Source organism: Aliirhizobium sp. YIM B11859 (assembly GCF_057163345.1).
Map to the genome: position 1 here is coordinate 366,850 of NZ_JBXHAY010000005.1, position 23,065 is coordinate 389,914.

The following is a 23,065-nucleotide window of genomic DNA, read 5'->3' on the forward strand; positions in this document are numbered from 1 at the left end:
GCGCCAATTAGGGACGCAAGAAAAAAAGGAGTTCTTGCGGAATGGATCAGGCATCCGACTTCGTCGTCGCGACGCGAACGGCACTGGCCCAACTCACGGCGCTTGGCGTGCAATATTCCTTCTCGGTGATCGGCGCCGTCATTCTGCTGGTCATCGGCTGGCTGGTCGCGGGCCTTCTCGGCCGCTGGGTCTATAACGGCCTGTCGCGGATTTCCGGCATCGATGCGACGCTGTCGCAGTTCTTCTCCAATATCGTGCGCTATGCGGCACTGATCCTCGTCATCGTCATGGTGCTCGGGCAGTTCGGCGTGCAGACGGCGTCGATCCTTGCGGCGCTTGGCGCCATCGGCCTGGCCGTCGGACTGGCGCTACAGGGCACGCTGCAGAATATCGCCGCCGGTATCATGCTGCTGGTGTTGAGGCCTTTCCGGGTCGGAGAAAGCATCGAGACGGGTGCGGTCAGCGGCACGGTCGTCGATGTCGGCCTGTTTGCCACCGAGCTTCGCACCGCCGAGGGCGTCTACCGGCTGGCGCCGAACTCGACGCTGTGGAATGTACCGATCACCAATTACAGCCGGCTCGGCACCCGCCGTCACGAAATTACCATCGCGATCGGCGCGGACGAGGATGTCGACGGCACCGAGGACAGGCTGCTCAAGCTCGCTGCTGCCGACGAACGGGTGCTGAAATCGCCGGCACCCAGCGCATTCGTGTCGGAATTCGATGCCGGAAGCGCCAAGGTTACCCTGCGTTACTGGATCAATGGCAAGCAGTGGTGGGATGTCAGCCGCGACATGACCAAGGCGGCCAAAAACGCCTTCGGCAAAGCGACGGAAGGCGGGCCGGAGGAAGTCACGGCCTGACCGAAGAATTCCGATCCATCAGCGCGTCTGGCGCGTTCCGGTCCGAGCGGACCTCTGCAGCCTTTTAAGGGCGCGGACGAACCGGGGCCATGCGGGACTGATGGCAAGGATGTATCGGGTTCGGTTACGAGGACCGAACCCGATACCTTTAGATCGCTCTAACACCTGGACCGCTCCAGCACCGCTTCAGCTGTCCCATCATAACGGCGCCTTATTCCCCGTATTGCTGATCGGCTGTGGAGCCTTGCGGTCGGGGTCTTTCTTAACAGCGCCTTTCCTCTAAATTCAAATCGTCGGCGCGGAGGCTTTTGCTCAGCTGCAGAGAGCCGGCGTGGGGGAGTGAACGTGTATCTGATCGATATCCTGCTGGTCATCCTTGTGTTCTTCCTGGTGTCACAGAACCGGAAGATATTTTCGCGTGTCGACTTGCTGGAAAAGCAACTCGCCGAGGTAAAGAGGCTGATCGCCGAAGGTGCGGTTCCGGCGGCGGCCCTGTCCACCGAGGCAGACACCCAAGCGGCAGTCACCGGACCGGCCGAGGCGATTGCCTCAGCTAATGGCGATAACCTCGATATCGCCGCGCAAGCAGCCCCGGGAGAAGACCAAGGCGAGGATCAGGCCAAAACCGATGCGGCGCAGGCCGCAGCGGTCGTCGCTGCGAAACCCCGCCCCTCGCGGGAAAATCTCGAGAGTTATCTCGGTGCGCGCTGGCCGGTCTGGGTCGGCGGCGTGGCCCTTGCCTTCGGTGGCATTTTCCTCGTCCGTTATTCGATCGAGGCCGGTCTGCTCGGCCCGGCGGCAAGGCTGACGCTTGCTGCACTTTTCGGCCTGCTGCTGACGGCGGCCGGCGAGATCGTGCGGCGCCGCGCTCTTCCGAAGATTTCCGAGCTTTATGCCAATGCGATGATCCCGGGCGCGCTGACGGCGGCGGGCGCCGTGACCCTGCTCGGCACGGTGTTTGCGGCCTATGCCTTCTACGATTTCATCGGCCCCGGTACCGCCTTCGTGCTGATGGCGCTGGTTTCGCTTTCGACCGTGGCGCTGTCGCTGATGCATGGTCAGGCGCTGGCGGGGCTTGGCCTGCTCGGTTCGCTGGTCACACCGCTGCTGGTCTCGACCGACGATCCGAAGGTCAGCGCGCTGTTTCTCTTCCTCGGCGTCACCTGGCTTGCCGTCAATGCCGCCTCGCGCATCCGCGGATGGACGGTGGTGCCGGCGCTCGCCAATCTCGGGACGGGGCTCTGGGTGCTGACCTATGCGGCGATCGGTACCGATTTCGATCCGTTGCCGCCGACGCTGACAATGCTCACGATGATCGCCGGAACGATCTTCCTGTGGCCCGGATACCTTTATTCCGAAAACCGCAATTCTGGCTGGAAGGCGCTGCTCAAACGGCCGCCTTTAAAGATCACCCTGTCGCTGTCGATCATGGTGATGCTTGGGGCACTCGCGACCATTGCCGGCGGGCCTACGGAGGGTGTCGACCCGCTGTTTGCCTTCATCGCCCTCATCGCGGCGCTCGCGGCACTCGGTGCGAGCCGAGCCTACGGGTTCTGGGCAGCCACCGCCGCTGCAGCCGGGGCCGTGCTTGGCATCCTGGTCATGGCGCTGTCGCTGCTCGATTACGTGATGCCGGCACCGATCGAGGGCGGCGCTGCGCCGGTCGCGGCCACGTTCAGCCACCAGATCGCAGGCTTCCTGCTCATCGGCGCGATCTTTACCCTTCTCGGCTTTTCCTTCCTCAAGCGCTTTCGCCGCGACGAACCGGAATTTTCGATCGTCTGGGCGCTGCTGATGGGGGCGATGCCGGTGGCGCTCGGCTTCATCTCCTTCCTCAACTTCGGCAACTTCTTTCGTGACTGGACGCACGGGCTTTATGGCCTCGGTATCGGGATCGTCATGCTCGGCCTTGCCGACTGGCTGTTCCGCCGAAGCGAGACGGAAAAGCCGGACTGGCCGGCAAATATTGTCGTCGCCGGATCATTTGCAGGTTTTGTGCTGGCCCTGCATGCGCTGACCAACGGTATCGTCACGACGATCCTCGTTTCGGTTCTTGGTTTTGCCTATCTGATGACGCTGCGCATTCGTCAGTGGCCGGCGCTGCCTTGGATGATGGCGGCGGCGATCGTCATCGTCTTTGGCCGGATTGCCTGGCAGCCGACGCTGATCGGGCAAAACAGTCTCGGCACGACGCCGTTCCTCAATGCACTTCTGCCCGGCTACGGCATTCCGACGCTGCTGGCGATCGGCTCGGCGTGGCTCTTGCGCAACTCCGCCGATTTCCGTGTGCGCAACATCATGCAGGCGCTCGCCTCTTTGTCGGCGCTGATCACCATCGCGGTTCTGGTGCATCACGCAATGAATGGCGGGCATCTGTCCGGCGACATACCGACGCTCGGCGAACAGTCGCTCTATACGCTGATCACCATCGGCTTTTCGGGCATCCTGATGACGCTCGATCTTAAATCGCCCTCGCCGGTGTTCCGCTTCGGCTCGATGATCGCCGGCGTGGTGGCAACGGCCAACGTTCTGTCGCTGCATGTGTTTGCGCTCAACCCGTTCTTTTCCGGCGAAAACACCGGGCCGTGGCCGTTCTTCAACCTGCTGCTGCTCGGTTACCTGTTGCCGGCGCTTGCCTATGCGCTCACCGCCTATCTGGCGCGGCAAAGGCGGCCTATGCCCTATGTGGCGATGCTGGCCGTTTCCGGCGCCGTGCTCGGTTTCCTCTGGGCGACGCTTTCGGTCCGGCGTTTCTGGCAGGGCGAGAACCTTGCCGACTGGAAGGGATTTCTTTCGGGCGAGACCTATACCTATTCGGTCGTCTGGCTGGTCATCGGCGTCGGTCTTCTGGTGCTCGGCTCAAAGCTTGATGCCAAGAGCCTCAGGCTTGCCTCTGCCGGACTGGTGCTGATTTCGGTGCTGAAGGTGTTCCTGATCGACATGTCGAACCTCGAAGGCATCCTTCGAGCGGTGTCGTTCATCGGGCTTGGCGCGGTGCTGATCGGGATCGGGCTTTTCTACCAGCGGATATTGGTGAAGAAGGGCAACGAGCCTGAAACAACCGATTCCCCGGATACCGCCACATGACGCTTTCCCTTGCCTCCGCCTTCGGCCCTTTCGAGGCGCTTGCCGGCCAGCTTATCCCGCATGCGACGGATAGCGACGACGGCAGCCATGACATCGCGCATATCCTGCGGGTCTTCAAGAATGCCATGCGCATCCATGAAAGCGAAGGCGGCAACGGCGAGGTTCTGGCGGCGGCCGTGCTGTTGCATGATTGCGTTTCGGTGGAGAAGAACTCGCCCTTGAGGGCGCAGGCGTCGCGGCTTGCGGCGAACAAGGCGAAAGCAATCCTCTCCGGCATGGGCTGGGATGAAGAGGCGGTCGCTTCGGTCGCCCATGCGATCACCACCCACTCGTTTTCCGCCAATATCGCACCTCAGACCATCGAGGCGAAGATCCTGCAGGATGCCGACCGGCTGGACGCGATCGGCATGGTGGGAGCAGCACGCTGCTTCTATATTGCCGGAAGGATGGCATCCGGCCTCTACGATCCGGTCGATCCCCTTGCCAAGCAAAGGCTGCTGGACGACAAGAGCTTTGCCATCGACCATTTCGAGGTCAAGCTGTTCAAGCTCGCCGACGGGTTCCAGACCGCGGCAGGGCGGGCGCTGGCGACACAAAGGCATGAGCGGCTGCAGCAGATCCGGGACATGTTCCTCGATGAGATTTGACGGGGACGAAATTTGAGGGAAACGAAGATGCGTGTGTCGGAGCTGAACGTCTTTCCGCTGAAAAGCGGCCGCGGCATTGCGCTTACCGAAGCGGCGATCACGGCGGCCGGCATTCCCGGCGACCGGCAGATGATGGTTGTCGATCCGAAGGGCCAGTTCATCACCCAGCGGGAAATGCAGGCGCTGGCGCAGGTGGAGGTCGAGCCAAAGGATCTCGGTGTTCGCCTGGCGATCGAGGGTAAGGGCGAGATCATCGTCGCCATGCCGCCGGCCGAGCGGCGCATGGATGTGGTGATCTGGAAAACGCCGGTCGAGGCGGCTGTCGCCGATGACGGATCGAACGAGATCCTGTCGACCTGGCTCGGCCGCGAGGTGAAGCTGGTCTTCTTCGATGACCGCGCATCGCGCATCGCCAGCGAGGAATGGGCGGGGCCTGATACGCCCGTCACCTTTGCCGACGGTTATCAGGTTCTGGTGACCACGACCGGTTCACTTGCAGCGCTGAATGCCGACATGGCAAAACATGGCGAAGGTGCTGTCGGCATGGAGCGGTTCCGGCCGAATATCGTGCTCGACGCGGATGAGGCCTGGGCGGAAGACAATTGGGACGGGATCGAGATTTCCGGCATCCGCTTCGATTTCGTCAAACCCTGCGCCCGCTGCATCATGACCACGCAGGACCAGCAGAGCGGATCGCGCGACGTGGCAAGCCCGATGGCGGCGATGGGGCGCATCCGGATGTCGGCCGACCGGCGCGTGCCGGGGCCGCTATTCGGCTGGAATGCCGTGCCGCGCGGCACGGGCACGATCCGGCTCGGCGACGAAGCGGAAGTGACCTCGTTGCGCAACGCCTGGGCGATCAAGCGGCGCGCCTGATTTACTCCTTCATTCCGCGCAAGCCTTTCTTGCCAGAACCGGCTGCGACCTGCGGGAACGATGCCCTGAAATCCGGGATTTGATCGGCAGGCGTACCGCGGACCGGCCTTGCGGCCTTGACGCATGGCTGCCATGCACAATGGTCTGTTGTCGGCACGCGAAGGTAGCGGCCACAACGATTTCATTCGCAAAAATCAAGATTCGGGCCTTGAGTTCTCAACTGCGCTTTCTCGGCCGGAAAACGCTGAAGAGCTGTTCATGACACCACGCACCCAAGGCCTCGTCTTCGCGCTCAGCGCCGTGACGATCTTTGCCATACAGGACGGGATTTCCAAACATCTCGGTCAGGCCTATCCCGCCGTCTTCGTGGCGATGATCCGCTACTGGTTTTTCGCCGCCTTCGTGATGGCGCTTGCAACCCGAAATCCCGGCGGCATCCGGCAGACGGCGAAAAGCAGCCGGCTTCCGCTGCAGATCCTTCGCGGGGCGCTTCTGGTATTCCAGATCGTCGTGTCGATCTATTCCTTCTCGCATGTCGGGCTGGCGCAGACCCATACGATATTCGCCGCGACGCCGCTGGTGGTCGCCTGCCTGTCGGTGCCGCTGCTTGGAGAAACCGTCGGCTGGCGGCGCTGGCTGGCGATCGGCGTCGGTTTCCTCGGCATCCTTTTGATCATCGATCCGACCCATGCGAGCTTCGGCTCGAACATCGTCATACCGATCGCCTGCACCATCATGTTCGGTTTTTATTCGGTGCTGACGCGCATGGCGAGCCGCACCGACACGTCACAGACGAGCTTCTTTTATACCGGCATTGCGGGGGCGGCCGCGGTGACGCTGATCGGGCCGTTCTACTGGACGTCGATCGCCCCGAGCTACTGGTTCTGGATGGCGGCGCTGTGCATTACCGGGATGACCGGACATTACCTTCTGATCCGCGCCTTCGACGTGCTGGATGCCGTCGTGGTGCAGCCGATCTTCTACTGGCAGACGGTGCTGGTCTGTATCATCGGCACGTTCGTGTTCGGCGAAGTGATGACCTGGAACATGATCGCCGGCTGCATGGTGGTCATCGGTGCCGGCCTGTTCACCATCCTGCGCGAGGCCCAGCTCGGCAAGAAGCGCCCGCCTGTCCAGCCGCCGGGAGCGTTGTGACCAGCCTCGCCCGGCCCGAGAGCCTTTCTGCGAAACGCGAAACCACTACGCAGTTTTACTGGAACTGCTCTAGTTGAACAGGCTGAGGATGTTCTGGGAACCTGAATTGGCGATCTGCAGGCTTTGCACGGCAAGCTCCTTCTGGGTCTGCAGCGCCTGAAGCCGAGCGGAGGCTTCTTCCATGTCGGTATCGGTCAGGCGGCTGACGCCGCTGTCGATCTGATCCATCATCGTTTCGGAAAAATCCGTCGCAAGATCGATGCGTTGCTGCACGGACCCGAGCATGCTGGCGGTGGTGATCGACTGGTCGAGCATGAATTCTACGCCTTCCAGATATTCGTCGACGGTGAAGTCGTCGCTTTCGAGATCGATCTCGGAGAGGTCGAAGCGCAAGGTGAAGGGCGGATCGGGCCGAAACTGGCTGATATAGAAGGAGGCAGCCTTCGTGCCGTAACCGGGATAATCAGCCTGATCGGCCTTGAAGGTCAGCGAATTGCCGACTGTCGTGATCGACAGTCCGGCACCGGTCGTCACGACGTAATCCACTACCGTTTTGAAGTCGGCTGCATTGTTGATCATTCCATCCGTCGTTCCGAGCGCCGCGTCGACCGAAGGGCGGTCGATGACATAGGTCTTGAGATCCTCGTCATCGATGCTGAGATCGAAGGATATCGTGGCATCCACCATCACCTTGAAGGAGGTGAGGAAGGACATGCTCGCGGAGGGGATGAGATTGTCGTGATTGAGGATCGAGCCGGTATTGAGCCCGAGCTCGTAGTTGTTCTCATTGACCTCGTCATCATCATCGATATCGGGATCGAAGGTGGTGGTGATCCCGGAGATGAAAATACTCGACGCCAGATTGCCGGAGGTTTCCAGCGAGCGGATTTCATAACGATAGAGATCGGAAGAGGAGATGGCCTGGGTGCCGTAGACATCCGCATACTGATCGGCACCGGCATTCTCGAAGGCCTTCTGCATGACCGTGCGCAGCTGGGCAACGTTGTCGATCGCTCCATCCGTGGTGCCAAGTGCATCCCCGATGACGGACTTGTCGATGGTGATGTGGAAAGGCAGGCCAGTCGCATCAACGCTGTCGTCGATCAAGAGGTCGAACTCTACCGAATCGGTATCGCTGAAGGTGAGCGGACCGTCAAAATAATGATCCTCGTGCCCCTCGTGATAGAAATTGCTCGAATAGACGGTGCCCATCGGCATGTAATAATCGAGAATGTCCTTCTGGAGGATGCCGCCGCCGCCGAAATTCAGCATGCTGGTGGCGCGCATATCGATCTTGCTGGTGTTCACCGTCGTCGCGCCATTGCTGTCGCGGGTGAAAGAATCGACGACGAGATCATCGAAAGCGTTCATATCGTTGATATGTTCGCCGCCTTTGGTGTCGAGATAATTGGTGCCGCTGAAGCTCGAGGATTTGACGATATTGGTTGCCTGGTCGCTAAGCGCGGTGATCTGGTTCTGGAGCTGGCCCTTGTCGACGCTGTCCTCCTTGGCGGTGACAAGCGTCGCCTTGACGTCGGTCAGGATGTCGATGATCGCCTCGGTGCCGGCATAGGCGGTGTCGACCTTCGAAGCGCCGACGCCCAGCGCATCATTGGCGGCAGAAATCGCCTTGTTGTCGGAGCGCATCGTGGTGGAGATCGACCAGTAGGCGACATTGTCGGCTGCATTGGCCACCCGCAGGCCGGACGAGACCTCGTTCTGGGTGTTGTTCAATCCGGAGGAGACCGAGCGCAGGGTCTGAAGCGCCGACATAGCGGAAATATTCGTCAATATACTTGTCATGACCAGCCAATAAAAATCGATTGAAAATGGCGTCGTCATGAGCCGAATCGTGGAAATACCACATGCCCAAACTGGGCAGATATGGCTAACAGAAACTTAACAAACGGCAATAAGGCAGGATTCCTGCCCTTTCCGGACGGAACCGTACGATAGCGTACGATCGCTTCACCGGTCTGCATCGGCCTGGACCTGCGTCATCAAGGGAAGTGATGGATTAGTTTAGCAAAACTCGTTTAACCGAGGTCGCGGAAAGCAGTATAGGTTGCGTTCCGATTACCGGCTCGATGCGGGGAGATTTCGATGTCTGATACTGGGCGCCCATCCATCCCGCCGCCAATGCCATGGCTGATCATCACCGCCGGCGCGATGATCGCCTTGCTGACATTCGGTCCGCGCTCGGCAATGGGTTTCTTCCAGCTGCCGATCCTTTCCGACACCGGCTGGGACCGCTCGACCTTCGGGCTTGCCATGGCGATCCAGAACCTTGCCTGGGGGCTCGGCCAGCCGATATTCGGGGCGATCGCAGACAAATACGGCACCGGGCGGGTGCTGACATTTTCCGGCCTGCTTTATGCCGCCGGCCTGGCGCTGATGTCGACGGCGCACACGCAAAGCATCCTGCATCTCTCCGGCGGGGTGATGGTGGGACTTGCCGTCGGCGCCGGTTCGTTCGGCACCATCCTGTCGGCCTTTGCCCGCAATGTGACGCCGCAACAGCGCTCGTTTGCCTTCGGCATCGGCACGGCGGCGGGCTCTGCCGGGATGTTCCTGTTTGCGCCGCTCAGCCAGGCGCTGATCCTGAATTACGGCTGGTCGGACAGTCTCGTCATCATGGCGGTGATGATGCTCGCCATTCCGCTGCTTGCCATTCCGTTGCGCGGCAATTCGAGCTCGGGCCGTCAGTCGCAGGTGACCTTCCAGCAGACGGCCGGCGAGGCTCTCAGGGAAGCCTTCGCCCACAAGGGTTATCTGCTGCTGACCAGTGGCTTCTTCGTTTGCGGTTTCCAGGTCGCCTTCATCACCGCGCATTTCCCGGCCTATCTGCGCGATATCGGCATAGACGCCCGCTACGCGGTGATCGCCATGGCGCTGATCGGCTTCTTCAACGTCATCGGTTCGCTGTCTGCAGGGGTGATCGGGCAACGTTATTCGAAGCCCTATTTCCTCGCCTATATCTATATCGGCCGGTCGATCGCGGTGACGGCTTTCCTGCTTTTGCCGCAGACACCGCTTTCGGTCATCCTGTTTGCCATCGTCATGGGGCTGTTGTGGTTATCCACCGTGCCGCCGACCAACGGGCTGGTCGCCATCATGTTCGGCACGCGGCATCTTGGCCTGCTCGGCGGGCTGGTATTCCTGTCGCATCAGGTCGGTTCGTTCCTCGGCGTGTGGATGGGCGGTTATCTCTACGACCGACTGGGATCCTATGATCTGGTCTGGTGGTTCGGCGTGGCGCTCGGCATATTTGCCGCGATCGTCAACTGGCCGATCAGGGAGGCGCCCGCAGAGCGGCCGTCGGCAGTTCAACCGGCGGAATAGAGCTGCCGTTCGCCTTCAGCCGGTCTTGCGCTCCACAGTCACCGACAATGCCTTCAACGCCGCCTGGACGAAGCCGTCACGGGCGGCGTTGGCGGTGATGCCGCGCGGCTCGTAGACATGGCGATGCAGGAAGAACTGGGTGAGCCGGAAGGCTGCCGCCATGCTGTCGCGATCGGCCGCAGGCTTTACCCCCTCGCCCAGAAAACCCGGCAGCGCCAGCATGCGATCGGCATAGGGCATACCCGCCTCGCGACAAACTGCACGGCCGCTTTTCGGCGAGACATAAGTCAGGTTCTCGCGTACGCCGGTCGCCGCACATTCGGTGAGGTCCAGCCCGTAACCGAGATCGTTCAGGACGGCGAGTTCGAAACGGACGAAAAGCTCGCCGGCATCGGCCGGGTCGTCCATCGTATCGAGAATGACGTCGAGCGCATCGAACAGATGCGGATGGGGATCACGCTCGGGCAGAAGCCGCAACAGCGCGCCCATGGCCTGCACCCCGTAGACGGCAGTGGCGGTTTCCATCAGTTTTGCGGCGCGCAGGCGGATCGGCTCCAGCTTCAGGTCGCCGAGATGTTCGTCGAGCCTGGCACGCCAGACCGCCTCGACCCTGTTTCCCGGCTGCAGGACCGGCTGCATGGAGCGGGAACGGCCCGAACGGACCAGCCCCATATGGCGGCCGCGCTCACGGGTCATCAGCTCGGCGATGACGCTGGTTTCGCCATGCCGCTTGACGCCGATGATGATTGCCTCGTCCTGCCACTGCATCGATGCTTGAAGACCTTTTCGAAGTGATTCAGTTCTACCCCATAAGTGCTTCGAACTGAATCGATTTTGCGCTTTCGCAACAGCCGCCGCAAAACTGCGATCAGGTGTCATCTGTATTGGAACAAACTGCCCGCCAGCGGAATTCTCCCGCCAACCGATAACATCGTCAGGGAGTTCCCATGAGACATACCGTTTTGGCCGCCGCAGCCTTGTCGTCAGCGCTTGCCGGATTTGTCCTGCCGCAACCGGCAGCCGCGCAGTCGCCGCAGCTCGAACAGGCCTGTATCGCGGTGGCGAAGAATTTTCTTCTGGTCTCGACGATCAAGACCGGGATCGTGCAATCCTTCCCGGAACTCAACCCGCCCGGCGCACGACTGACCTATTCAACCCGCGAGGATGCCAAGCCGACCGATTTCAGCAACGAGATCAATTGCGAATTCGACAAGCCGACGCCGCCCTTCGGGCTGACGCGTTTCTGCATATCCCAGACCTGCTATGGGCCGAATGAGCAAGAGCCGGACAATCGTCGACGCTACCAGGAAGTCAAGGCGCTGATGGATCGGGCCAAGTAATCTCGGTCCAGCAGAAATGCCGGCGGAGTGGGATAAACCTCTCCGCCAGCCTCCGTGAGGCAGACATCATCGCGTGAAACGTTCCATGTTTTCAGGAACGTTCCAGCTCACTGTTCCATACAATTCCCGACGCGAAACCGCTTAGGCAGTTTCGCTGGAACGGTGTCAGGCGCGACGCCCGAGAGCGCCCAGCGCCGAGGTCAGGTAACGTTCGGCAAGTGCATGCCGACGCCGCTTGGCGATCTTCAATGCCTCAAGGCAATGAGAGGTGAGCGGATCGGCATCGCTTTTGCCGAGGCCGATCTCTTCGGCCGTGACGGACCCGGTGTAGATCGACGGCATGCCTTCGCCGTTGCGCAGGCAACGGCCCTGGCCGGTGACCATGATATTGCGGCCGGCCGGGTGGCTGATGCGATATGTCTGGTGACAGGAATTGCCGGAGATGATCGTCTCGTGCAGCCCTTTTGCAACTCTTGGCATGTCGTCCTCCACGACATGTTTGATGACCTGCTCGATCGGCGCACCGATCTCGAGCTCGCGATGCGGGATACCGTAAATGTAAGCGAAAACGTGGTCGGCAAAAACCTTGTTCTCACTCAGATCCCAGCTGAAGAAACCGACTGCGTCCTTCAGATCCACGCCATTTTCTTTTTCTATATACCGGCTGGTGCCCATGCAGCTTACTGTCCTTGTGGCGTTTCCGTGCCAATCATGTCGCGAATTGATTGAATCGTTTTATTCGCGACTTCGATCAAAGTTCCACAGTTGCGCGATGTCAAGCGCGCTTCGCAGAGTTGCACAACCTCTCGCCGTTAAGATCGATCCAAACAGCCAAAGCGCGAACAAGTTCCCACGGAAGGAATTTTTGCCACTCAGTTCTTGGGGAAATCCAGGCCCATCTCGCGGAATCGAGCGGGATCGTCACCCCAATTTTCACGCACCTTGACGAACAGGAAGAGATGAACGGGCTGTTCGAGGATCTCCGAGAGTTCCTTGCGCGAGGCGGTCGAGATTGCCTTGATGGCATCGCCATTCTTGCCGAGCGCGATCTTTTTCTGGCTGTCCCGCTCGACATAGATGACCTGTTCGATCCTCACCGAGCCGTCCTTGCGCTCTTCCCATTTTTCCGTCTCGACATGGGACGAATAGGGCAGTTCCTGATGCAGGCGCAGGAACAGCTTTTCACGGGTGATCTCGGCGGCCAGCTGACGCATCGGCAGGTCGGAGATCTGATCCTCGGGATAATACCAGGGACCTTCCGGCAGGGTGGTGGCGAAATAGTCCATCAGATCCTCGCAACCGGAACCGGTGGTTGCCGAGATCATGAAGGTACGCTCGAAGGCGATCTTCTCGTTGGCGGCGGATGCAAGGGCGAGCAAATCCTCGCGCTTGACCTGGTCGATCTTGTTCAAAAGCAGGATCTTCGGCTGATGGACATCCTTCAGGCCTTCGAGGATGGCCTCGGCGTCGCCGCGAATGCCGCGCTCGCTGTCGATCAGAAGCGCGATCATGTCGGCATCCTTGGCGCCGCCCCAGGCGGTGGTCACCATGGCGCGGTCAAGCCTGCGGCGCGGCTTGAAGATGCCGGGCGTGTCCATGAAGACGATCTGGGCGTTGTCGTGGATGGCGATGCCGCGCACGATGGCGCGCGTCGTCTGGACCTTGTGACTGACGATCGACACCTTGGCACCGACCAGCCGATTGACCAGCGTCGACTTGCCGGCATTGGTCGCGCCGATCAGCGCCACGAAACCGGAATGGGTCGGGCCGGGATTCGTTGCGTCCGCACCGGGCTCGTTGTGTTCACCGGCGATGTTGTCGTCTTCACTCATCTTGTCCATTCAATCTTTGGCAGACGTATTCTGCCAGATGCCCTCGCGTTCGAGGATCCTCGTTGCGGCAACCTGTTCGGCTGCCCTCTTTGAGCGGTCGGTACCTGTTTCCGGTGCCACGCCCTTTATTTCGACCGTCACCGTAAAGCGCGGATCATGATCCGGTCCGGAGCGATCGTCCACCCTGTAGACCGGCGTCACGGCGAATTTCGCATGCGCCCATTCCTGCAGCTCGGTCTTGGCATCGCGACGGGCGGCATCCGCCTTGGTCGCCCTGTCATTCCAGTAGCGGAGAATGAAGGCGCGCGCCACCTCAAGCCCACCATCGAGATAGAGCGCTGCGATCAGACTTTCCACCACGTCGGCGCGAACGTTGAGCATGCGCTTGCCGGTCAGCTTCTTCACATCGGCGCCGGTACGAATGAAGCGGTAGAGCTCCAGCTGATCGGCCACCAGCGCACAGCTTTCGGCCGAGACCAGCTGATTGAGGCGCACAGACAGTTCGCCCTCCTCCGCCATATGGAAGGTGGTGAACAGGAGTTCGGCGACGCACAGGCCGAGCACACGGTCGCCGAGGAACTCCAGCCGTTCATAATTGGCATTCTTCGCCGAACCGGTGCTGGCATGGGTCAGCGCCCGGTCAAGCCATTGTTTGTCGACAAACTTGTAGCCGAGCAGCGTTTCCAGCTGGCTCACCTCGTCTGCCGACAAAGATTTCGGTTTCATCAGTAGACGCCCTTGAACAGGCGATCCCAGCGCATGTTGGACGGCCACTTCCAGATTTCACGGAAGGAGGTGTCGTTGCCGAGCGAGAAGAAGATCACGCTGGCGCGGCCGACGAGGTTTTCGGCCGGAACGAAACCGACATCGAAACGGCTGTCGAGCGAGTTGTCGCGATTGTCGCCCATGAAGAAGTAGTGGCCGGCCGGCACATCGAATTCCGGCGTGTTGTCGCCGCGCGAATTCGGAATCTGGTCGAGCGTGTCGTAGGTCTTGCCGTTGTCGAGCGTCTCGCGGAAGATCGGCACGTTGGTGCCCGGATCAAGCCGGTAATCGGAGGTAAAGCTGCCGTCGGCCTGTTTCGGCACGGGCTTGTCGTTAACGTAGAGAATGCCGTCGCGCATCTGGATGCGGTCGCCCGGAAGGCCGATCAGGCGCTTGATATAATCGATATCCGGCTGCTGCGGCAGGCGGAAGACGATGACGTCGCCGCGCTTCGGCTCGTTGAATTCCAGCACGCGGCCGGAAAACAGGTTCGGCGAAAACGGCAGCGAATATTTCGAAAAGCCGTAGGCGAACTTGTTGACGAAGATATAGTCGCCGACCAGAAGCGTCGGCATCATCGAACCGGACGGAATGGTGAAGGGCTGGAACAGAACGGTGCGGATGACCATGGCAAGCAACAGGGCCTGAATGATGACCTTGATGTTTTCCCAAAGAGCGTTCGGCTGCTTCGTATCGGCTTTATCGGACACGTCTATATATCTTTCTATCTCGGCGAGTGGCTGAACTGTCTAAACTCTTCGCAATGCCGCGGCAATGGCCCATGAGATTACGTTTCCTTCATGCGCGGCACGCGCCCAAAGCTTTAATGCATGGGAATGTCAGGCATTCGTCACAGGCCGGGCCTCGATGACGACAAAGGCCTGGGCGTAGGGATATTCGTCGGTAATGGTGATGTGGATGACGGGCGCGTGGCCGGCCGGCATGAGTTCGGCGAGCTTTTCGGCGGCACCGCCGGTCAGGGCCATGGTCGGCTTGCCGCCGGGCAGGTTGATGACCCCCATGTCCTTCCAGAAGACGCCCTGCGCGAGACCCGTGCCGAGCGCCTTGGAACAGGCTTCCTTGGCGGCGAACCGCTTGGCGTAGGAGGCGGCGCGGTTCTTGCGGCGGTCGGATATTGCCCGTTCGATATCGGTGAAACAGCGGTGGGTGAACCGTTCGCCGAAGCGTTCGATGGATTTTTCAACACGCCTTATATCGATGAGGTCGCTGCCCATGCCAATGATCATTATGCCAGTCCTGTCGTTTTCGAGCCGCCGCGTTCAGGCGGTCAAGCCGGTATCGCCTGACTTGATGCTCCGTGCCCTTTCCGTCAAGCGGCTGAGGCGACGATTGCGAAAACCACGCACGGCAAAATAGGTGGCGGCATAAAACAACAGGGCGCAGACGATGCCCGGCGGCAGGGAGCCGAGCAGCATGGGCTCAAGCACCGGGCCCCAGAGCTGCGACATGTCGAGATGGGCAAACAGGGCTGCAAGATCGATATGGCGCGATGTCGGCTCGCCGCCGAGCATGAGCTGGCCGAGTTCCCAGGTCAGCGGCCAGATGATCGGACAGGTGACCGGATTGGCAAAGGTCGTGCCGATCGCCGCGGCGATCATGCTGCCGCCGAAAAGCCAGGCCAGCGGGATGGCAAACAGAACATGCAGGCCGAGAAACGGGGTCCAGGCACTCAGCACGCCGATGGCGATGCCGGCAGCAACCGCATGCGGCGATCCGCCGATACGCATGACCTTGAGGCGATGATAACCGAGCGCACGGCGAAGCCCCCGTTTTGGGATGAACATCCCGGCAAGCCTCTGGCGCAGGGTGAGAGGTATGCGGCGGCGAAACGGCATTTGGTCAACCTGTCCAGTCGATCCGGACAGGACCGGCCCCATCTTGGCTCACTGATCGAACGATCCGGTATCCGAAGCCGACGATCATGGCGATTTTGGGGACAGCTATCCGCACGAAGCCCTGGGCAAGGCACGCAGGACGGTTCCATCCACAGGTGAGAAGGTCTTGTCCCCTCACCTGCTGCGAGCGCCCGGCGGCTATCGCCAGTGGCGCTCCGATCTGCAGAGCTTAGAACTGTGTCTTGCGGAACATGCCACGGTCAACCTGGCGCATGCGGTGCTCGAGGTCCAGACGGTCGCGGGATTCGTTGAGGTAAGCCATTTCGCGATCCTGGGCCGAAGGGACGCGCAGGGCGCGGGCAAACTTGCGTACAGTGTCAAACATTGGGGTTCTCTCGTTTAGCTACTCTTGTTGGTGCTAAAATACGATCTTCCGGGCTCCTTTACCAACCTCAGGGCCGCGATGCAGATTTGCGCCTGCTGCATGGCTCGTGCATTGATCGCCGTCAAATTGCCGCTAATCGGGAGCTTCGGCACCACTTTTACGCGATAATGCCCAAAAAAGAACCGCGAAGGCCGGCAAGCCTCCGCGGTTGGTCATATCGTCGCACCCATGGCGATTTAGCCGCCACTCGGTTTCATTTGGCTCAGAACTCTTCCCAGCTGTCGTTCTTGACGGCGAGTGCCGCATTGCCGGAGAAGGCGCCGGCCAGCTTGCGGCCAAGGGCGCGGGCCGGAGATGCCGCCGGTACCTCGTCGGCGCGCGCAGCGCGCGTGCCCTGCCGGAGCGTCTGCTGCTGCGACAGCTTGAACTGGGCAAGCAGCGTGTTCAGCGATGCGACGTCGCGGGCCAGACCATGGCTTGCAGCCGTCTGTTCCTCGACCATCGCCGCATTCTTCTGCGTATCCTGGTCCATCGTGTTGACGGCCGTGTTGATCTGCTGCAGGCCCGAAGACTGCTCCTGGGCGCTCTCGACGATGGCGGTCACATGGCGGTTGATTTCCTGCACTTCCGTGACGATCGTTTCCAGCGCCTTGCCGGTTTCACCGACGAGGTGAACACCGTTCTCGACCTGGTGGTTGGAGGCGGTGATCAGCGTCTTGATCTCCTTGGCAGCATTTGCCGAACGCTGGGCCAGTTCGCGCACTTCCTGGGCAACGACGGCAAAGCCCTTGCCGGCTTCACCGGCGCGTGCTGCCTCGACACCGGCATTGAGTGCCAGCAGGTTGGTCTGGAAGGCGATATCGTCGATCACACCGATGATGTTGCCGATCTCGCCGGAAGACTTTTCAATGGCTTCCATCGCCTTGACGGCGTTTTGCACCACTTCGCCGGACTTTTCGGCGCCTTGGCGGGTGCGGGCGACGAGATTGCCGGCCTCGGTTGCGCGGCGTGCGGCATCCTTGACGGTGGTGGTGATCTCTTCGAGAGCAGCAGCGGTTTCTTCCACCGAGGCAGCCTGCTGTTCGGTACGCTTGGCCAGATCATCGGCAGCAGATTTGATCTCGGCAGACCCTGCCTCGATGCTGCGGGCATTTTCGGCGACCTGTTCGAGCGCTTCCTGAAGCTTTTCGGCAGAGGCGTTGAAGTCGCTACGGACGCCATCGAGGGCTGCCGTGAACGGCTGGTCGATGCGGTAGGAGACGTTGCCGTCGGAAAGCTGGCTCAGGGCCTTGGCGAGATTGTCGACGGCATATTTGACGTCGCCAGCTTCGCGGGTCTTGGCGGCTTCGCGCTCGATACGCTCCTTTTCCGACAGGCTGCGATTGTCCTCGGCTTCCTGTTCGAGGCGCTGACGATCCAGCGCGTTGTCGCGGAACACGGCAACCGCCTCGGCCATCTGGCCGATCTCGTCCTTGCGGTCGAGGCCGTCGATTTCAGTCGCGGTTTCGCCAACGGCCAGCGCGGCCATGCGTTCACGCAGGCGGGCCATCGGGGACGTGACGCCTTTCTGGGCAATGATCATGGCGATCACGATCGCGACGATATTGCCCAGAAGCATGGTGCCGACGGCCCAGATGATGTTCGAAATGACCTGATCGGACAGTCTGTCGGCGCCATTCTTGATGAGATCGGACATGGCGGCGTTGTTTAATCCGCTCTTGGCGGAAAACTCGATGGTGATCTGCTCAAGCCTTGCGGACATGGCGTCGAAGGCTTGCCTGTCACCGGTGGCATGGGCCTTGATGAGTTCACCACCGACGGTCTTCAGCGCATCGACATCGGCCAGCAACTCGTTGATGGCGGCGGTCCGGTCGGGAACGATGGCCGGGATCTGCGCGAGACGCCCCCGCGCCCCGGTGATCTCGTTACTGAAGCGTGCGGCAAATTCGGTGAACTTATCGGACTGGGGATCCTGGGCGACTGCCCGGTTCAGCCAGTTGACGGCCGTCCACATGCCTGCGGCACCCCGCGGGCCGAAGGTCGCCGCACTGCTCTCGTTCTGAAGGAAACTGAAATAGGTGTTGTTTGCTGTGTTGAAGCGCTCGATGACGAAGGCCAACCCCGCCAGAGAAATAAGGCTCAGGATGGCGATCGCCATCAGGAATTTGGTTCTGATCTTAAGATTTTTGAGCATCCGATTTACCTCCAAAACGCGATGATGCCGCAACCTCCCTCAATGAGGGCGGCGCACGGCGCTGCAGTGCCGACCCCTGACGAAAGGATCGAAAAAAGGCAGGAGCCGTCGGCCGGCAGCACGCAAAAGCGGCTGACGGCAAGCGGCGCACATCATGCGCGCGTCGGAGCGGGGTGTTTCTCGAATGTCCCGGCGACAGGGTAGAGCCGTGACTTATAATAAAATCTTACGTTGTACCCTCGAAAGGCAAATTCATGACAAGATGTCGCATATTCGAACCAAACAAAACGGCCGCAGGCGGGGATGCCTGCGGCCGTCTTTCATCTCGCTATACCCGGCCTGAAATCGGGCCGGATCAGGCTGGTCTCAAAACTCTTCCCAGCTGTCGTTCTTGACGGCGAGTGCAGCATTGCCGGAGAAGGCGCTGGCCAGCTTGCGGCCAAGGGCGCGCGCCGGAGATGCCGCCGGCGTTTCGCTGGCATGGGCCGCACGAACGCTGTGGCGAGGTGCGTGCTGCTGCGACAGCTTGAACTGGGCAAGCAGCGTGTTCAGCGATGCGACGTCGCGGGCCAGACCATGGCTTGCAGCCGTCTGTTCCTCGACCATCGCCGCATTCTTCTGGGTATCCTGGTCCATCGTGTTGACGGCGGTGTTGATCTGCTGCAGGCCCGAAGACTGTTCCTGGGCGCTCTCGACGATGGCGTTGACGTTGCGGTTGATTTCCTGGACTTCGCCAACGATGGTTTCGAGCGCCTTGCCGGTTTCGCCGACCAGATGCACGCCGTTTTGAACCTGCTCGTTCGAGGCCGTGATCAGGGCCTTGATTTCCTTGGCAGCATTTGCTGAACGCTGGGCCAGTTCGCGCACTTCCTGGGCAACGACAGCAAAGCCCTTGCCGGCTTCACCGGCGCGTGCTGCCTCGACACCGGCGTTGAGTGCCAGCAGGTTGGTCTGGAAGGCGATATCGTCGATCACACCGATGATGTTGCCGATCTCGCCGGAAGACTTTTCGATGGCTTCCATCGCCTTGACGGCCTTCTGCACCACTTCGCCGGACTTTTCGGCACCCTGGCGGGTGCGGGCGACGAGATTGCCGGCTTCGGTTGCGCGGCGTGCGGCATCCTTGACGGTGGTGGTGATCTCTTCGAGAGCAGCGGCGGTTTCTTCCACCGAGGCAGCCTGCTGTTCGGTACGCTTGGCCAGATCATCGGCAGCCGACTTGATCTCGGCAGACCCTGCCTCGATGCTGCGGGCATTTTCGGCGACCTGTTCGAGCGCTTCCTGAAGCTTTTCGGCAGAGGCGTTGAAGTCGCTACGGACGCCATCGAGGGCTGCCGTGAACGGCTGGTCGATACGGTAGGAGACGTTGCCGTCGGAAAGCTGGCTCAGGGCCTTGGCGAGATTGTCGACGGCATATTTGACGTCGCCAGCTTCGCGGGTCTTGGCGGCTTCGCGCTCAATACGCTCCTTTTCCGACAGGCTGCGATGATCGTTTGCTTCCTGCTCGATGCGGATCCGCTCCAGCGCGTTGTCGCGGAACACGGCAACGGCTTCCGCCATCTGGCCGATCTCGTCCTTGCGGTCGAGGCCGTCGATTTCGGCGCGGGTCTCGCCGGCAGCCAGCGAAGCCATGCGCTCACGCAGGCTTGCCATCGGCGCGGTGATGCCCTTCTGGGCGATCATCAGGGCCAGGACGACAGCAACGGCAATGCCGATCAGCATGCCGACGATGGCAGTCTTGATGGTCGAGGAAACTTCAGCGGAAAGGCGATCGGCGCCGTTCTTGATGATCTCCGCCATGGCACCGTTATTGGCACCGAATTTCGGCGACAGGTCGAGGATGGCCTTGTCGAGATCCAGCGAAAGCGCGTTGACCTTGGCGGCGTCGCCTGCGGCATGGGCGGTCAGCAGGCCGTCACCGATGGACTTCAGCTTGTCACCACCGGCAACCAGTTCGTCAACGGCCGCCTTGCGGCTCGGGACGATCGCCGGGATCTGGGTCAGGCGATCACGCGCACCGGTGATTTCCTTGGTGAAGCGGCCGGAGAAATCCTTGAAGGCGTCGGACTTCGGATCCTGTGCCAGCGCACGGCTCAACCAGGTCGTTGCGGTCCACATACCGGCGGCACCACGAGGACCGAAGGTCGCCGCATTGCTTTCGTTCTGCAGGAAGTCGGAATAGGCGTCGTTGGCGCCGCTGAACTTGCTGGTGACGTAGAGCAGACCGGCGAGCGAAATGATGCCGAGGATGGCAATAACCATCAGAAATTTGGTTTTGATCTTCAAATTCTTGAGCATAGGGGGACCTTCTCAGAAAAACTGAAAGCGTGGCGCATGGCGGATGGACCGGGGAAATACAGGAACCGTCATTGACGGTGCACATCATGCGCGCAGAGGATCGACAGGCGATCGGGTTGTCCTGAGACAGGTTTAAAACCATTTTTATAAAAAAAATCTTACACTTGCCGCAATGCACTCTCGTTTTTGTCAAATTCCGGCGGAAGGCGAAAAACAGCCCCGCGGATTAACCCGACCTTAAGCGTCATGGCGGAAACAAGGCGCGCCCCATGTTGCAGCGCACAAGGCTCTGCGGCTAACAGGGGCTCAAGGCCATGATTGCCGCCTCCCGCAAATCGGGAAGATTGATATGAAATCAACGACTATTATCGAAGGACTCTTCCCGTGGATCTTAGCCGCCGCAACCTCATGACATTCGGTGCCGCCGCCGCAGCAACTGTCGTCACCACCAAGATTGCCTCCGCGCAGGCAATCGGCTTCACCCCCTCGCCGATCTATCCCGATCCGTCCATCCAGGTTCTCGACCCGAGCTTTGCCAAGTATCGCGTCGCCAGCGCCTCTCTGGAACAGGTCGCAACCGGCGCCCGCTGGCTCGAAGGCCCGGTCTATTTCGGCGACGGCAAATATCTTCTCGTCAGCGATGTGCCGAACAATCGCGTCATGAAGTTCGACGAAACCAACGAGACCTGGAGCGTCTTCGACGCCAACTCGAATTTCGCCAACGGCCATGCCCGCGACCTGCAGGGCCGGCTTCTGGCCTGCGAGCACCTGACGCGCCGCGTCACCCGCACCGAGCATGACGGCTCGATCACGGTTCTCGCCGACAATTACAAGGGCAAGAGGCTGAACTCGCCGAACGACATCGTCTGCAAGTCGGACGGCTCGATCTGGTTCACCGACCCACCATTCGGCATTGCCGGCGAATGGGAAGGCGACAAGGCGGAAGCCGAACTGCCGCATTCCGTCTACCGCATCTCGCCGGACGGCAAGCTCAACCTCGTCACCGATGAACTGAAGGGCCCGAATGGCCTGGCGTTTTCCGAAGACGAGAGGAAGTTCTACGTCGTCGAAGGTCGCGCCGCGCCCTACCGCATCATCTGGTCGTATGACGTTGCCAAGGACGGCTTTACGCTGTCGAACAAGAAGGCGCTGGTCACAGCCGACGACAATGGCGGCATTGACGGCTTCAAGGTCGATGTCGACGGCAATCTGTGGTGCGGCTGGGGTTCTTCGGGTGCAGCCGGTGCAAAGCCGGAAGACCTCAATGGCGTGAAGATCTTCAACAAGGACGGCAAGGCCATCGGCTTCATCAAGCTGCCGGAACGTTGCCCGAACCTCGTCTTCGGTGGCAAGAAGAAGAACCGTCTCTATATGGCGTCCAGCCACTCGGTCTACGCGCTCTTCGTCGAGACCCGCGGCGCCGTCTGATCACACCAACGCATAATTTCAGAACCAGAACGGGCCGGAGCAATCCGGCCCGTTTGCGTTTTGCGGGGGCAAGCAGAACGTCGAGCTAAAATGGGACGAACCGCGCTCAGCACCGTTCGAAAACACTGCGGGGAACCCTGCATTCACGCATAATCATGCACAATCATGCATATTGACATGCACGTTTATGCACGATACCTCTCACCGATGAACACTCATCTTCCCCTATCGCGCCGCGATGTGATCGAGGCGCGGCTCACGTCAGGGCAGCAGGTTTCCGCGGTCTCACTGGCGCAGGAATTCGACGTTTCCGAAGATGCCATCCGCCGCGACCTCAGGGCGCTTGCAGCGGAGGGCAAATGCCGGCGGGTCTATGGCGGGGCGTTGCCCCTGCCCGCCAGCGCCCGCCCGATGGCGCTGCGGGTGAGCGAGGATAGCGGGCGCAAAAGGCACTTGGCGCAGACGGCCGCCACGCTGGTCCGGCCTGGCGAACTGGTGTTTCTCGACAGCGGCAGCACCAATCTTGCGCTCGCCGATTGCCTGGGGAGCGACCTCGGCCTGACCGTCGCGACCAATTCCATAGACATCGCCGGGGCGATCGCCAGGCGCGACGATATCGAACTCATCGTGATCGGCGGCGCCGTCAATCGGCATGTCGGCGGCAGCGTCGACGCCTCGGCAATCGCCGCGGTCGACCTTCTCAACATCGATCGCTGCTTTCTCGGCGCCTGTGCGGTTTCGGCGGCAACGGGCATCAGCGTGCACGATCATGCAGATGCCGCCTTCAAGCGCGGCCTGTTGCGCAACAGCGCGGCATGCGCGGTGCTGGCCGCGTCGGCAAAATTCCTCGAACGGGCTCCCTACCGGATCGCCGGGGCTCAGGACATCGATGTTCTGATCGTCGAAAACGACCTAAACGAGGAGGAGGCCGAGACGCTTGCACATGCGGGCTTCAGCCTTTTGAGGGCCGAGCCCGTCTCCACCACAACCTGATCAT

The 23,065-nt window shown here is 60.7% G+C and carries 20 protein-coding genes; 9 read left to right on the top strand and 11 right to left on the bottom strand.

Annotation, left to right across the window (positions count from 1 at the left end; genetic code table 11):
- The first annotated feature begins 41 nt into the window (after positions 1-41).
- The 5 genes from AC2GXZ_RS21285 (at position 42) to AC2GXZ_RS21305 (ending at position 6,628) form a co-directional block, all read left to right on the top strand.
- Complete coding sequence (locus AC2GXZ_RS21285) at positions 42-863, top strand: mechanosensitive ion channel family protein (protein ID WP_483761199.1); 822 nt, start codon at positions 42-44, stop codon at positions 861-863.
- A gap of 339 nt (positions 864-1,202) precedes the next feature.
- Positions 1,203-3,950, top strand: a complete 2,748-nt coding sequence (locus AC2GXZ_RS21290; RefSeq protein ID WP_483761200.1) for a DUF2339 domain-containing protein — start codon at positions 1,203-1,205, stop codon at positions 3,948-3,950.
- Positions 3,947-4,597, top strand: a complete 651-nt coding sequence (locus AC2GXZ_RS21295) for an HD domain-containing protein (RefSeq protein WP_483761201.1) — start codon at positions 3,947-3,949, stop codon at positions 4,595-4,597. The genes AC2GXZ_RS21290 and AC2GXZ_RS21295 overlap by 4 nt, the downstream gene beginning before the upstream one ends.
- Positions 4,598-4,624: 27 nt before the next feature.
- On the top strand, positions 4,625-5,473 hold the full coding sequence (locus AC2GXZ_RS21300; RefSeq protein ID WP_483761202.1) for an MOSC domain-containing protein: 849 nt from the start codon (positions 4,625-4,627) through the stop codon (positions 5,471-5,473).
- A gap of 258 nt (positions 5,474-5,731) precedes the next feature.
- A complete protein-coding gene (locus tag AC2GXZ_RS21305; RefSeq protein ID WP_483761203.1) occupies positions 5,732-6,628 on the top strand; it encodes a DMT family transporter in 897 nt (298 codons plus the stop codon).
- A 69-nt stretch (positions 6,629-6,697) separates the two neighbouring features.
- Here the strand turns inward: AC2GXZ_RS21305 and AC2GXZ_RS21310 are convergent, their stop codons facing one another.
- The gene (locus AC2GXZ_RS21310; protein ID WP_483761204.1) at positions 6,698-8,419 is read right to left on the bottom strand and encodes a flagellin N-terminal helical domain-containing protein; all 1,722 of its coding nucleotides are present in this window, start codon (positions 8,417-8,419) and stop codon (positions 6,698-6,700) included.
- A gap of 312 nt (positions 8,420-8,731) precedes the next feature.
- Between AC2GXZ_RS21310 and AC2GXZ_RS21315 the strand changes: the two genes are divergently transcribed.
- A complete protein-coding gene (locus AC2GXZ_RS21315) occupies positions 8,732-9,970 on the top strand; it encodes an MFS transporter (protein WP_483761205.1) in 1,239 nt (412 codons plus the stop codon).
- Between the two features lie 15 nt (positions 9,971-9,985).
- Here the strand turns inward: AC2GXZ_RS21315 and recO are convergent, their stop codons facing one another.
- Complete coding sequence (gene recO / locus AC2GXZ_RS21320; protein ID WP_483761206.1) at positions 9,986-10,738, bottom strand: DNA repair protein RecO; 753 nt, start codon at positions 10,736-10,738, stop codon at positions 9,986-9,988.
- Positions 10,739-10,917: 179 nt separating this feature from the next.
- Here recO and AC2GXZ_RS21325 point away from each other — a divergent pair, with 179 nt between their 5' ends.
- Positions 10,918-11,310, top strand: a complete 393-nt coding sequence (locus AC2GXZ_RS21325; protein ID WP_483761207.1) for a hypothetical protein — start codon at positions 10,918-10,920, stop codon at positions 11,308-11,310.
- Positions 11,311-11,475: 165 nt separating this feature from the next.
- Here AC2GXZ_RS21325 and AC2GXZ_RS21330 read toward each other — a convergent pair whose 3' ends face one another.
- The 9 genes from AC2GXZ_RS21330 to AC2GXZ_RS21370 form a co-directional block, all read right to left on the bottom strand.
- Positions 11,476-11,949 carry a PAS domain-containing protein gene (locus tag AC2GXZ_RS21330; RefSeq protein WP_483761208.1) on the bottom strand — a complete coding sequence of 158 codons (474 nt, stop codon included), beginning with the start codon at positions 11,947-11,949 and terminating at the stop codon, positions 11,476-11,478.
- Between the two features lie 233 nt (positions 11,950-12,182).
- Positions 12,183-13,142, bottom strand: coding sequence for a GTPase Era (era, locus tag AC2GXZ_RS21335; RefSeq protein WP_483761209.1), 960 nt, complete (start codon positions 13,140-13,142; stop codon positions 12,183-12,185).
- Positions 13,143-13,151: 9 nt separating this feature from the next.
- Entirely contained in the window at positions 13,152-13,868 is a 717-nt protein-coding gene (rnc, locus tag AC2GXZ_RS21340) for a ribonuclease III (protein WP_483761210.1), read from the bottom strand.
- Positions 13,868-14,617 (bottom strand): signal peptidase I, encoded by a 750-nt coding sequence (gene lepB / locus AC2GXZ_RS21345; RefSeq protein WP_483761211.1) that lies wholly within the window; start codon positions 14,615-14,617, stop codon positions 13,868-13,870. The genes rnc and lepB overlap by 1 nt, the downstream gene beginning before the upstream one ends.
- Before the next feature lie 129 nt (positions 14,618-14,746).
- Positions 14,747-15,154: a holo-ACP synthase gene (acpS, locus tag AC2GXZ_RS21350; protein WP_483761212.1), complete on the bottom strand. Its 408-nt coding sequence runs from the start codon at positions 15,152-15,154 to the stop codon at positions 14,747-14,749.
- Between the two features lie 33 nt (positions 15,155-15,187).
- A complete protein-coding gene (locus AC2GXZ_RS21355) occupies positions 15,188-15,763 on the bottom strand; it encodes a DUF2062 domain-containing protein (protein ID WP_483761213.1) in 576 nt (191 codons plus the stop codon).
- Positions 15,764-15,992: 229 nt separating this feature from the next.
- A complete protein-coding gene (locus tag AC2GXZ_RS21360; protein WP_483761214.1) occupies positions 15,993-16,148 on the bottom strand; it encodes a DUF3563 family protein in 156 nt (51 codons plus the stop codon).
- A 262-nt stretch (positions 16,149-16,410) separates the two neighbouring features.
- Positions 16,411-18,342, bottom strand: a complete 1,932-nt coding sequence (locus AC2GXZ_RS21365; protein ID WP_483761215.1) for a methyl-accepting chemotaxis protein — start codon at positions 18,340-18,342, stop codon at positions 16,411-16,413.
- A gap of 366 nt (positions 18,343-18,708) precedes the next feature.
- Positions 18,709-20,640, bottom strand: a complete 1,932-nt coding sequence (locus tag AC2GXZ_RS21370) for a methyl-accepting chemotaxis protein (RefSeq protein ID WP_483761216.1) — start codon at positions 20,638-20,640, stop codon at positions 18,709-18,711.
- A gap of 384 nt (positions 20,641-21,024) precedes the next feature.
- Here AC2GXZ_RS21370 and AC2GXZ_RS21375 point away from each other — a divergent pair, with 384 nt between their 5' ends.
- Positions 21,025-22,068, top strand: a complete 1,044-nt coding sequence (locus tag AC2GXZ_RS21375; RefSeq protein ID WP_483761217.1) for an SMP-30/gluconolactonase/LRE family protein — start codon at positions 21,025-21,027, stop codon at positions 22,066-22,068.
- A gap of 207 nt (positions 22,069-22,275) precedes the next feature.
- Positions 22,276-23,061 carry a DeoR/GlpR family DNA-binding transcription regulator gene (locus AC2GXZ_RS21380; RefSeq protein WP_483761218.1) on the top strand — a complete coding sequence of 262 codons (786 nt, stop codon included), beginning with the start codon at positions 22,276-22,278 and terminating at the stop codon, positions 23,059-23,061.
- The last annotated feature ends 4 nt before the right edge of the window (positions 23,062-23,065 follow it).